A 12354-nucleotide genomic window follows, 5' to 3' on the forward strand; every position below is an offset into this window, starting at 1 on the left:
TTCTCTATTCCTCGTGCTTGACTAACACTTTTTTCATTTTACGGATAAACTCTTTGCGCGGCAAAAGAACACTATGGGCGCATCCTTCACATTTAATGCGAATATCAGCGCCTAGACGGATCACCTTCCAACGGTTCGTACCGCACGGATGCGGTTTTTTCATTTCAACGATATCATACAAACCAAATTCTTTCCCTTCCATCCACTCACCCCCATATCATCACGATTGTTCCCTTTGCCGCTTCACCGCAGACTGTTCGTCTTCATCCCGGCGATGCAGCACGAGTCGTGGATACGCAACTTCGATCCCTCGTTCGTCTAAAAGCATCTTTACTTCTTTGCGAATGGCTCTTCCTATACCGATATGGCACATCGGTTTTGTTTCACATACAATGCGGAGCACGACTTCCGGACCGGTCACATTTTGCACGCCGAGCAGTTCCGGCGGAGCGACCATATCTTCATATTTTGCCGGCAGCTGCGGCAGAAGCTCGCGAATTGCTTGTTCTGCCTCTTCAATATCCTCTTCGTAAGCGATGCTGACGTCTACAACCGCCAAGCTATTATGAAGCGAATAGTTTGTCACTTGCGTGATGCTGCCGTTCGGTAAAATGTGCACTTCTCCAGTCCAACTTTTAATTTTCGTCACCCGCAACCCAATTTCTTCCACATACCCTTCAAAATTGTCGATGCGCACGTAATCGCCGACAGCAAACTGGTCTTCAAAAATGATGAAAAATCCGCTAATGATGTCTTTCACTAAACTCTGCGCCCCGAAGCCAACGGCCAAGCCGACGACCCCAGCCCCGGCCAACAGCCCTTTAACGGGAACACCCAACGTATCTAAAATCATCAATAACGCAATAAAATATAATGCGTATGTAATGACGTTGTCGAGCAGTCGCGCTAGCGTCATCTCCCGACGTTCCGAAAATCGGAGCGGTGCTTTCTGGCGCATTTTGAATGCATTATGGACGGCCATTTTCAATACTTTCACCGCTACGGCGCATATGAGTAGGATAAGAATAATATAAAGCGTCTTTTTTCCGATCTCAGTCCACAAGTTCTCATCTGTCAAAAACTCAAAGAACGGATTCACCGTTTTTTCAATTGTCTTCAACGTTGACGACACCTCTACCTTATTTCATTCTGCGCTTTTTATTTTAACAAGATCGATCGTTGATTTGTAGTCATGCACCAGATGAAAAAGAAAAACAAACGTCAAGATGTATATCATTCTTTTATTTTCCGTATACTGTTAATACTTTTGAATCGAAAGTAGGAGTGAAGTGAATGAGCATACCGTCGATATTTTTCTCTTCCAAGGAGGATAGAAATCGTATTTTTTACGATGAACAAGGAGCGGTGGCCGCGATTGCCTGGCGGATCGCTTCGCTGCTTCCGGATCCGCTCGTCCAACCGATCGCCATCGTCTGCATCGGCACAGACCGTTCAACCGGTGATTCGCTCGGACCGCTTGTCGGCACGATGCTACAGGAGAAGCCATTGACCCGCTTTCACGTCTACGGAACGCTTGAAGAACCGATCCACGCTGTCAACCTAGAAGAAAAAGTGGAAGCCATTCAGCTCATTCATGGTGATCCATTTATGATCGCGGTCGATGCTTGTCTCGGACGGCTGAAAAGTGTTGGCGCCATCACTGTAGCCAAAGGACCGGTTCGCCCTGGAGCTGGGGTGAATAAACAGCTTCTTCCCGTCGGCGACGCCCATATTACCGGAGTAGTGAATGTGAGCGGATTTATGGAATTTTTCGTCCTGCAAAATACACGCCTTCATCTCGTCATGAATATGGCCAAAACGATCGCCAACGGCATTTATGAGGCAGAACGGCATCTCATCCGGAAGGAACGGCTTGCCGTCCAACCGTTTCCGAAAGATCGACATTCATTATGGTAGGTGGCCAATCCCCCTCTTGACAAGCTATTTCAAGAAGGGGATTTCTTTTTTCCTTCCCTTAAAGGTGTCGACAGCAACTTTTGTTAAACGAACGAAAGAATGAAAACAGCCGCTGCCGTTACAAGAATACTCGGCAACAAATTGGCCACGCGAATGTTTGTCAAACCAAGCATATTCAGCCCGATAGCTATAATTAAAATTCCCCCGGTTGCTGTCGATTCAGCGATAAACGCATCCAACACTTCCCTTGGCACAAATCGCTCGATTTGTGTCGCCAACAAAGCGATGCTGCCTTCGTATATGATAACGGGCAGCGTAGAGAAAATGACACCGATGCCAAGCGTCGTTGTCAAAATAACACTGGTAAATCCATCCAAAATCGATTTCGTATACAAGACGCTATGGTCGCCGCGCAACCCACTGTCAAGCGCCCCGACAATCGCCATCGCACCGATGACAAATAATAATGTCGCGCTGACAAACCCTTTCGCAATGCTTCCTTCCCCGTGGCCGCCGACTTTCTTCTCCAACCATTGGCCGAGCCGATTCAACTTTTCCTCCCAGTTCCAAAGCTCCCCGAGAATACCGCCAAAAACGAGGCTGAAAATGACGATAAGAAACTGCTCGCTTTTCATTCCCATCTGAATGCCAAGAAGTGCTACTGCTAGCCCGATGCCCCCCATTACTGTCTCTTTTACCCGTTCGGGAATACGGTGAAACCATTTTCCGATCAAGGCTCCGACAACAATGCTAATTCCGTTGACAATCGTCCCTAGCAATACCATGGTGTTCAATCCTCTCTAATAAAAATAAACCGGCCTTGGTTAAGGGCCGCTCTACTCATCGAACTGTACGTCAAGTAGTTCCAATATTCTCTCTAAGTCTTCCGGAGAAAAAAATTCGATTTCGATTTTCCCTTTTTTCTTTGATTGTTTAATCGTGACGTTCGTGCCAAATTTTTCGCGCAACAGCGATTCGCTTTCCCGGATAAACACGCTTTTTTCCGGTGGTTTTCGTTTCGATGTTTCACGTGAAACATTTTCATTCATTTGCTGGACCAGTTTCTCAAGCTGGCGCACGTTCAGCCCTTCACGAACCGTTCGCTCAACGATGGACTTCATTTTTCCTTTTTTCTTCAGCCCTAAGAGCGCACGACCGTGTCCCATCGAAAGTGTGCCGTCAATGAGCAGCTTTTGTACTTCGGGCGGAAGAGACAATAAGCGCAAATGGTTGGCAATGTGCGGACGGCTCTTCCCGACGCGGCTGGCAATTTCCTCTTGTGTCAAGTGCAGCTTGTCCATCAACATTTTATACGCCATCGCTTCTTCGATCGGGTTCAAATCCTCACGTTGCAAGTTTTCCAAAAGCGCAAACTCCATCATTTGTTCGTCCGTTAACTCGCGCACGACAACAGGAACGGACGGCAAATTTGCTTCTTTTGCCGCCCGGTAGCGCCGCTCGCCAACGACGATTTCAAACCCTTTCAGCGAGCGACGAACGATGAGCGGCTGCAAAATACCGTGCTGCAAAATCGATTGTTTTAGTTCCTCAATCGCCTCAGGCTGAAACGTTTTCCGCGGCTGGTACGGGTTCGGATGGAGATCAGAAATGCTGACTTCGAAGATGGTTTCCTCTTCCCCGTTGAGCGAGAGGTTGTTAAACAGCGCATTGATGCCTTTACCGAGACCTTTAGCCACGTTCAAGCACCTCCTTCGCCAGTTCCAAATACACTTCCGCTCCCCGCGATTTGACATCGTATAAAATAATCGGCTTGCCGTGGCTTGGCGCCTCGCTCAGCCGCACGTTTCTCGGGATGATCGTTTCGTACACTTTTTCGCGGAAATACTTTTTGACTTCTTGAATCACTTGTAAACCTAAATTCGTCCGTGCATCAAGCATGGTTAACAAGACGCCTTCAAGGCGTAAATCATAGTTTAAGTGCCGCTGCACGAGCCGGATCGTGTTCAGCAGCTGGCTGAGCCCTTCAAGCGCATAATATTCGCACTGAACAGGGATCAGGACAGCATCCGCCGCCGTCAACGCATTTAACGTCAGCAATCCTAACGAAGGAGGACAGTCAATAATGATAAAATCATACACAGTCTTGAGCGGATCGAGCGCGTTTTTAAGCCGAATTTCACGGGAAATGACCGAAACGAGCTCAATTTCTGCGCCTGCTAGCTGGATCGTCGCCGGAATTACGTATAAATTTTCGATATTTGTCGGCCGAATGACATCTTTTGCTTTCATATCGCCAATAATGACGTTGTAAATGCATTCGTCGACATCGCCCTTTTCAATGCCGATTCCGCTCGTTGCGTTCCCTTGCGGATCGACGTCAACAAGCAGCACTTTTTTTCCGAGATACGCCAAACAAGCCGACAAGTTGACGGCTGTCGTCGTTTTCCCAACTCCGCCTTTCTGGTTTGCAATAGCAATGACTTTGCCCACGATGCCACCTACCTCTATCTATTACTCATAAATTCTATTTTATCATGAAAAAAAGAAAAATGACTTTGTTTTCTGAAAGAAAAAACCCCATCAGCCGCGCTTGATGAGGCAACAGGTGACTTCGTTATTTTTTTGCAATGCGAATCGTAATTTGATAGTAATCGTCAAACTCTTCTTCTTCAGAATGGACCGACACCCCGCTATTTTCTACCATGGAAAGCGATTGGCGAATCGTATTGACAGCGATGCGCATATCTCGGCTGAACGCCTTTCTCTTCGGCTTCGGCTTTCGTTCGCCTGCCTCAAGCATCTTTAGCACGCGGTCTTCTGTTTGTTTGACGTTTAATTGTTTATCGATGATTTCTTGCAGAAGCTTCAGCTGTTTCTCTTTATCTTTCAATGCAATTAACGCACGCGCATGGCGTTCGGTAATCGCCCGTTGCAGGAGTGCCTCCTGCACTTCTTGGGGAAGCTTAAGCAGTCGCAGCTTGTTGGCGATGGTCGACTGCCCTTTGCCGAGGCGTTGGGCAAGCGCTTCCTGCGTTAAATCGTGGAGTTCGATCAATCTGGCATACGCCATCGCCTCTTCGATTGGCGTCAGTTCCTCACGCTGCAAGTTTTCAATGAGGGCAACGGAGGCGGTTTCTTTATCGTTTAAGTTTTTAATAATAGCGGGGATTTCCGTCCAACCAAGCTTTTGCACCGCTCTCCATCTCCGCTCGCCGGCGATGATTTCAAATTGTCCGTTGTCGCATTCGCGGACGACGATCGGTTGGATGATGCCGTGCGTGCGAATCGTCAACGCCAGTTCGGCAATTTTTTCTTCATCAAATACCGTGCGCGGCTGAAAACGGTTCGGAATAATACTGGCAACCGGTATGTTGCGAACTTCTTCCCTCTCTTGCTTGCCCCCCGCCTCTTCTTGCTCTTTTTCTCCAAAGCTGAACAAACGTGAAAACGGATGCTTCATCCCCCTACACCACCTTTGGACATACTTGGCCAATATTCTCTGTTTCGCCCAGCAGGTGCCGCTGCTTATGGCCGTCTTTGTTTTCCTCGAAACGGAACGCGAGGCGGGAGCCGGTACAACCTCTTTTCTCTTTCCCTTTCCCGCCGCGTCCGCAAAGGGTTACTGAATCGGTTGTTTATTTGGCGTTCCCGGTTTGCGCGGGTATCGGGCCGGCGTCTTTTTCGTTTTTTGAACGAAAATGATCGTCCGTTCGCCTTCCTCAAATGGCAGCATGAATGTTTCCGTCGCGGTTACTTCCCCGCCGAGCACGGCGATCGCTTTTTCCCCCTCTTTCAACTCTTCGGGGGCCGAAGCAGCTTTCATCGCGAGGAATGTACCGCCGACTTTCGTAAGCGGAAGGCAAAGCTCGGCAAGCACCGGCATACGCGCCACTGCCCTAGCCGTAACGACGTCGAACGATTCGCGCATCCCCTTTTGGCGAGCAAACGTCTCGGCACGATCGTGGTAAAGGGCGATATCTTTAAGCCCTAGTTCCCCAACAAGATGCTGTAAAAAGCGGATGCGTTTTTGCAGCGAATCGACAATCGAAACTCGCAAGTGCGGAAAGCAAATTTTAAGCGGGATGCTCGGGAATCCTGCCCCAGCACCAACGTCGCAAAGCGAGAACGGCTCGGAAAAGTCGTAATAAAACGCCGGAGAAACCGAATCAAAAAAATGTTTCACATATACACCGGGCTTGTCCGTAATGGCGGTCAAATTCATCTTCTCGTTCCATTCAACGAGCAGTTCATAATAGCGCTCAAACTGTGCAAGCGCCTGGGAAGAGAGGGAAATTCCCCTCTCTTCGAGCATGGCTTGAAATTGTGTCGCCTCCATAAGCCAATCCTTTCCCTCATGATTTATTCATTCGACACGCGCGCGATTCTTCCTTGTTCCAAATACACTAATAATATCGAAATATCGGCCGGATTGACGCCCGAAATGCGCGATGCTTGGGCAATCGAGAGCGGGCGCACTTGTTTCAGCTTTTGCCGCGCCTCGGTCGCCAGTCCTTGGATAGCGTCGTAATCGATATCTTCCGGAATTTTTTTGTTTTCCATTTTTTTGAGCCGTTCAACTTCTTGCAACGATTTTTGAATATAGCCTTCATATTTGATTTGAATTTCAACTTGCTCAGCCACTTCTGGAGCGATGTCTTCGTCAGCCGGCGCGAGTTTTTGAATATGTTCGTACGTCATTTCTGGGCGCCGGAGCAAGTCTGCAGCGCGGATGCCATCTTTCAGCTCGCTTCCCCCTGCTTGGCGGATCACTTCCTGCACTTCTGGCGTCGGTTTGATGATGACCGTTTGCAACCGTTTTTTCTCCCGTTCGATTGCCTCTTTTTTCGCCAAGAACGCTTGGTACCTCTCTTCGGAAATAAGGCCGATCCGATAGCCGAGCTCGGTCAGGCGCAAATCAGCATTGTCGTGGCGGAGCAACAGCCGATATTCAGCGCGTGATGTCAACAAGCGGTACGGCTCGTTTGTCCCTTTTGTTACTAAATCGTCGATCAAGACACCGATATAGGCATCCGAACGACTTAAAATGATTTCCTCGCGGCCGAGCGCGCGATGGGCGGCGTTAATGCCGGCCATAATGCCTTGACCCGCCGCTTCTTCGTAGCCGGACGTACCGTTAATTTGACCAGCGGTGTATAAGTTTTTCACCAACTTGGTTTCCAACGTCGGCCATAACTGTGTCGGCACAATCGCATCGTACTCGATCGCATAGCCAGCCCGCATAAGCTGCGCTTTCTCAAGTCCAGGAATAGTCTCAAGCAACTTGCGTTGAATATGTTCCGGCAAGCTTGTCGACAATCCTTGCACGTACACTTCTTCCGTTTCCCGCCCTTCCGGCTCGAGGAAAATTTGATGACGCGGTTTGTCGTGGAATCGGACGACTTTATCCTCGATCGACGGACAATAGCGCGGTCCGGTTCCTTTAATCATGCCGGAATACATCGGCGACAAATGCAAGTTTTCGTCAATGATGCGATGAGTTTCCTCTGTCGTATACGTCAGCCAGCAAGGCAGTTGGTCGGTGATGTATTTCGTCGTTTCGTACGAAAAAGCCCGCGGTTCCTCGTCGCCCGGCTGAATTTCTGTTTTGCTGTAGTCAATTGTCCGGCTGTTAACGCGCGGCGGCGTTCCCGTTTTGAAGCGAACGAGCTCGAACCCAAGCTCTTCTAAATGCTCAGACAGCTTAATCGACGGCTGCTGGTTGTTCGGTCCGCTTGAATATTTAATATCGCCAATAATAATTTCCCCACGTAGAAACGTCCCAGTCGTAATGACAACCGCTTTGGCGTAATAATGCGCTCCTGTTTGCGTAATGACGCCTTTGCAGACGCCATCTTCGACGATGAGCCGCTCGACTTTCCCCTGCAGCAACGTCAAATTTTTCTGGTTTTCGAGCGTCTTTTTCATTTCCCGCTGGTAAAGCACTTTGTCCGCTTGCGCACGCAACGAGCGGACAGCCGGCCCCTTGCCGGTGTTGAGCATCCGAATTTGAATGTATGTTTTATCAATGTTTTTCCCCATTTCTCCGCCGAGAGCATCGATTTCGCGCACGACGATCCCTTTCGCTGGGCCGCCAATCGACGGATTGCATGGCATAAATGCGATCATATCGAGGTTAAGCGTAATGACGAGCGTTTTCGCACCGATGCGCGCAGACGCCAGAGCCGCCTCGCAGCCGGCATGACCAGCACCGATGACGATGACGTCATACGATCCTCCGTGATACTCCATTTCGGTTCCTCCTTGTTTATTTTCCTAAACAAAATTGGGCAAACAGCTGATCAATCAGGCTTTCATGCACTGTATCGCCAACGATTTCGCCAAGCAGCTCCCACGCGCGGCGCAAATCGATTTGAACGAGATCGACCGGCATGCCAACATCAATGCCGGACAGCGCATCTTCGATCGCCTTTTTCGCTTGCTCGAGCAACGCGATATGACGGGAATTCGAGACATAAGTCAAATCGCCGGCTTCGAGTTCACCACCAAAAAATAAGTCAGCAATCGCTTTTTCCAGTTCATCAATTCCTCGTTCACACAATAGTGATGTTGCCACAATCGGCCGGCCAGCCGCAAGCTCTTTGACCCGCTCTATATCAATGTTCTGAGGCAAATCCGTTTTATTGACGATAACAATAACATCCATTCCTTCTGTCATTGCAAACAGCCGCTCATCCTCTTCTGTCAGCGGTTCATGATAGTTCAAAACAAGCAAAATTAAATCGGCCTTCTTCAACATTTGCCGTGAGCGCTCGACGCCAATCCGTTCAACAATATCTTCTGTTTCACGGATGCCGGCCGTATCAATCAAGCGGAGCGGCACACCGCGAACGTTGACATACTCTTCGATGACATCGCGCGTCGTTCCCGGAATATCAGTGACGATCGCTCGGTTTTCGTGAGCAAGCGCATTTAACAGTGAGGACTTGCCGACGTTCGGCCGCCCGATAATAACCGTCGCCAAACCTTCGCGCAAAATTTTCCCTTGGGTAGCGGTCGAAAGCAGTTTTTCAATTTGCCCACGCACGTATTCTGCTTTCTCTTTTAGTAGACGCGGCGTCATCTCCTCGACATCATCGTATTCCGGATAGTCGATGTTGACTTCAACGTGCGCCAACGTTTCTAAAATCGTCTGCCGCAATTCGCGGATCAATTTCGACAAGCGCCCCTCCATTTGCTGCAAGGCGACGTTCATCGCTCGATCCGTTTTGGCGCGAATGAGGTCAATGACCGCTTCAGCCTGGGATAAGTCGATGCGCCCGTTTAAAAACGCTCGCTTCGTAAACTCCCCCGGCTCGGCGAGACGCGCCCCGTTCGCGAGCACAAGCTGCAACACCCGATTGACGGAAACGAACCCGCCATGGCAATTAATCTCTACTACATCTTCACGCGTAAATGTTTTCGGCGCCCGCATGACCGATACCATCACTTCCTCAACGATCCGCCCGCTTTTTGGGTCAACAATATGCCCATAATGAATCGTGTGTGACGGCACGTCTTTCAGCTGCTTTCCAGTTGGGCTGCGGAAAAGCCGATCGGCGATCTCTACCGCCTCATCCCCGCTCAGCCGAACAATGGCGATCGCCCCTTCTCCCATCGGCGTCGAAATAGCGGCAATTGTATCAAATTCTGTCATGGCTTGTTCACCTCACTTTTCTCCGTTCCATCTATATCCACAACTTTTTTTGGCCGTATTCACCTTGTGTATTTTTGTTTAGTTCAATTTTAACTTATCCACATGTGAATAACAATATGGCACGCTCAGGCCGGTTGTCTAAAATGTATAGGGCTGATACAAACTATATAGAACATACATTCGCAAAATAAGACATGGTATTAGACATAAACATGTTAGGCATCCTCTCCGACCTAGAAATAGAAGCCAAAAAAAGAGAGGCTTCCTCTATGTTGTTTAAAGAGGTGCCTCTTTCCTTGACGATTTTTTGCCTGCTGCTGGCGAAACGACGATCGAACGATGTGGGTCAACCCCGATCGAATAGGTGGAGACATGTTTATTGCCGGCCAGTGCCAAATGAATGATTTTCCGCTCATGCGCCGGCATCGGCTCAAGCTTGACTTCTTTCCCCGTCTTGACCACCCTGGCCGCTAGCTTATGTGCTAATTCGACAAGCGCCTGTTTCCTTCGTTCGCGGTAATTTTCTACATCGACGGCAATCGACACGTATTCGTCGGCATGGCGGTTGGCGACGAGCTGCGTCAAAAACTGAAGCGCGTTTAACGTTTGCCCGTGTTTGCCAATCAGCAAACCGACCGGCCCTCCTTGAATGTGGAGCGTCACTTGCTTGCCGCGGCGGGCGACTTCAATGTTTGCCCCTTCCGCTCCCATTTGCGTGATAACCTGCTGCAAAAAACGTACCGTCTCCTCAACCGGATCGATTTTCAGCACTGCTTTCACAACCGCCGGCCGACCACCAAACAGGCCGAACCAACCTTTTTTTCCTTCATCGATTACGACGATATTCGCGCGCTCCCGAGGCACGCCGAGCTGTGCGAGCGCCAACTCCACCGCTTCTTCGACTGTTGCGGCAGTCGCGGTCACTTCTTTCACTTTTTCGCTCCTCCTGAATGGGCAGAAACAGCCGGCCCTTTAATGAGATACGTTTGCACAATGGAGAAAATATTTCCAACAACCCAGTAAAGCGACAAGGCGGCCGGGAAGTTGATCGCAAAAATGACAATCATAATCGGCATCATCCAAAGCATCATCGCCATTTGTGGATTTTGCTGAGCAGAGCCGGCCATCATAATTTTTTGCTGGATGAACGTCGTCAATCCGGCAACTAAAGGCAAAATATAGTATGGGTCCTTGTCACCAAGGTCGAACCATAAAAAGTTATGTTGAGCGATTTCCCTTGTGCGCATAATAGCATGGTAGAAACCGATTAAAATCGGCATTTGAATTAAAATCGGGAAGCAGCCAGCCATCGGGTTGACGCCGTGCTTTTGGAACAATAACATCATCTCTTGCTGGAGCTTTTGCTGGGTTTGCGCGTCTTTGGAACTGTATTTTTTGCGCAACGCCTCAATTTCAGGCTGAAGCGCTTGCATCGCTTTCGCATTGCGCGTCTGTTGAATCATCAGCGGCAAAATGAGCAGACGGATGAGAATGGTAACGACAATGATCGATAACCCGAAGCTTCCGCCAAGCAACTCAGCGACATATTTAATAAGCCAAGAAAGCGGATAAACGATATATTCGTTCCAAAATCCCTTGCTTTCTTGGGTGATCGGTTCATTAATTTCCGTGCATCCGGACAGCATGGCAGCCAATGCACTAAGCAAAACAATCAATGGAATTCGCCTTTTCACCTTCTTTTTCCTCCCACATGTACAAGTTCACGTATGTATTTTACCACCTTTTTTCGCCGCGTGGAGCATTTTTTCAAGCCAAATCCGTTGTTCGGCCTCTCTTTTTCAATCCCCCAGCTTTCCGCAGCACATGGAGCAAGCTTTTTTTCACTTCTGCATAGCCCATTTCAGCCACAGGCTGCCTAGCAATAATGACGTAGTCCTTGCCTGGGACAACCTCCTCTTTTAATTCAAGAAAACATTGGCGGACGTATCGTTTAATTTGGTTTCTGACAACCGCTTTGCCAAGCTTTTTGCTGACCGAAAGCCCGATGCGAAAGTAAGGCTGCTCCGGACGGTCAAGCGTATACACAACAAACTGGCGGTTGGCCGTCGAAACACCGCGTCGAAACACTTCTTGAAATTCCTCGTTTTTTTTGATCCGATACTTTTTTTTCATTTTCCCGAAACACTCCACTTGCCTAATTTCCCGACGGCAAAATGTTGAGAAAAAAGACCACTGATGTTTCAGTGGCCTATTATGCAGACAATACCTTTCTTCCTTTGCGACGGCGACGCGCCAATACTTTTCTTCCATTTTTCGTGCTCATGCGCGCGCGGAATCCGTGCACTTTGCTGCGCTTCCGTTTATTTGGTTGATACGTCCGTTTCATCTATGACACCTCCCTAGGGAATAACTGTTACGGGCAGTCTTTCTCATTATATTGAACAATCTTAGCAAATGTCAACCGCCTTCGTATTTTTCTCCCTCTATCACTGTTGTGGATAATTTTTCTGCCCTAAATAATAATCCACAACATTTATCGACATTTTTTTCACATGTTCAGCGGTGTGGATAACGATTTTTTCACAGCCTGTCCGTTTTGTGGATAATCAAAAAACACCATTGCAACTAGCTGCTTTATTTGCTATTATTAATGTGTTTTCACTATGAATAATCGTGTGGATAAAAAAAGATATCCACATTTGTGGATAGGATGTGGATATATTTTTTCACAGCTTGTTTATAGTGTTGTCCACAGATGGTGGATTTTGTCGAAAAGCCGCCTTTTTTCCTTAAATATATTTTTCCACAAATTTATTTTTTTAAACGAACCATTATCCTCTGAATTAAGGGAGGGGCAACGG

General features: G+C 48.4%; 14 protein-coding genes. 1 reads left to right on the top strand and 13 read right to left on the bottom strand.

All coding sequences use genetic code 11. The annotated features are described in order from the left end of the window. Window positions 1-4 precede the first annotated feature (4 nt). Window positions 5-202: a DUF951 domain-containing protein gene (locus tag NSQ22_RS18395; protein WP_008880819.1), complete on the bottom strand. Its 198-nt coding sequence runs from the start codon at window positions 200-202 to the stop codon at window positions 5-7. An 18-nt stretch (window positions 203-220) separates the two neighbouring features. Further along, window positions 221-1120 carry a mechanosensitive ion channel family protein gene (locus NSQ22_RS18400; protein WP_008880820.1) on the bottom strand — a complete coding sequence of 300 codons (900 nt, stop codon included), beginning with the start codon at window positions 1118-1120 and terminating at the stop codon, window positions 221-223. Between the two features lie 173 nt (window positions 1121-1293). On the opposite strand from NSQ22_RS18400, the gene yyaC reads away from it, so the two are divergent. Next, a complete protein-coding gene (yyaC, locus tag NSQ22_RS18405) occupies window positions 1294-1917 on the top strand; it encodes a spore protease YyaC (RefSeq protein WP_008880821.1) in 624 nt (207 codons plus the stop codon). Between the two features lie 83 nt (window positions 1918-2000). On the opposite strand, the gene NSQ22_RS18410 is transcribed toward yyaC, so the two are convergent. The 11 genes from NSQ22_RS18410 to rpmH form a co-directional block, all read right to left on the bottom strand. Beyond that, window positions 2001-2702: a DUF554 domain-containing protein gene (locus NSQ22_RS18410; protein WP_008880822.1), complete on the bottom strand. Its 702-nt coding sequence runs from the start codon at window positions 2700-2702 to the stop codon at window positions 2001-2003. Window positions 2703-2753: 51 nt separating this feature from the next. Then, a complete protein-coding gene (locus NSQ22_RS18415; RefSeq protein WP_008880823.1) occupies window positions 2754-3614 on the bottom strand; it encodes a ParB/RepB/Spo0J family partition protein in 861 nt (286 codons plus the stop codon). Then, window positions 3607-4368 carry an AAA family ATPase gene (locus NSQ22_RS18420; RefSeq protein ID WP_008880824.1) on the bottom strand — a complete coding sequence of 254 codons (762 nt, stop codon included), beginning with the start codon at window positions 4366-4368 and terminating at the stop codon, window positions 3607-3609. Before NSQ22_RS18420 ends, NSQ22_RS18415 begins: the two co-directional genes overlap by 8 nt. Before the next feature lie 124 nt (window positions 4369-4492). Continuing rightward, window positions 4493-5338, bottom strand: coding sequence for a nucleoid occlusion protein (noc, locus tag NSQ22_RS18425; protein WP_008880825.1), 846 nt, complete (start codon window positions 5336-5338; stop codon window positions 4493-4495). Window positions 5339-5497: 159 nt separating this feature from the next. Continuing rightward, a complete protein-coding gene (gene rsmG, locus NSQ22_RS18430) occupies window positions 5498-6214 on the bottom strand; it encodes a 16S rRNA (guanine(527)-N(7))-methyltransferase RsmG (protein WP_008880826.1) in 717 nt (238 codons plus the stop codon). A gap of 23 nt (window positions 6215-6237) precedes the next feature. Then, window positions 6238-8127 (bottom strand): tRNA uridine-5-carboxymethylaminomethyl(34) synthesis enzyme MnmG, encoded by a 1890-nt coding sequence (gene mnmG / locus NSQ22_RS18435; RefSeq protein ID WP_339263998.1) that lies wholly within the window; start codon window positions 8125-8127, stop codon window positions 6238-6240. Window positions 8128-8143: 16 nt separating this feature from the next. After that, window positions 8144-9532 carry a tRNA uridine-5-carboxymethylaminomethyl(34) synthesis GTPase MnmE gene (gene mnmE, locus NSQ22_RS18440; RefSeq protein ID WP_008880828.1) on the bottom strand — a complete coding sequence of 463 codons (1389 nt, stop codon included), beginning with the start codon at window positions 9530-9532 and terminating at the stop codon, window positions 8144-8146. Window positions 9533-9808: 276 nt separating this feature from the next. Beyond that, window positions 9809-10465, bottom strand: coding sequence for an RNA-binding cell elongation regulator Jag/EloR (gene jag, locus NSQ22_RS18445; RefSeq protein WP_008880829.1), 657 nt, complete (start codon window positions 10463-10465; stop codon window positions 9809-9811). After that, window positions 10462-11226 (bottom strand): YidC family membrane integrase SpoIIIJ, encoded by a 765-nt coding sequence (gene spoIIIJ / locus NSQ22_RS18450; RefSeq protein WP_008880830.1) that lies wholly within the window; start codon window positions 11224-11226, stop codon window positions 10462-10464. Before spoIIIJ ends, jag begins: the two co-directional genes overlap by 4 nt. A 73-nt stretch (window positions 11227-11299) precedes the next feature. After that, window positions 11300-11665: a ribonuclease P protein component gene (gene rnpA, locus NSQ22_RS18455; protein WP_011888464.1), complete on the bottom strand. Its 366-nt coding sequence runs from the start codon at window positions 11663-11665 to the stop codon at window positions 11300-11302. Window positions 11666-11744: 79 nt separating this feature from the next. Beyond that, the gene (gene rpmH / locus NSQ22_RS18460; RefSeq protein ID WP_003397591.1) at window positions 11745-11879 is read right to left on the bottom strand and encodes a 50S ribosomal protein L34; all 135 of its coding nucleotides are present in this window, start codon (window positions 11877-11879) and stop codon (window positions 11745-11747) included. Between the last annotated feature and the right edge of the window lie 475 nt (window positions 11880-12354).

Source organism: Geobacillus sp. FSL K6-3411 (assembly GCF_037965715.1).
Classification (GTDB): domain Bacteria; phylum Bacillota; class Bacilli; order Bacillales; family Anoxybacillaceae; genus Geobacillus; species Geobacillus thermodenitrificans.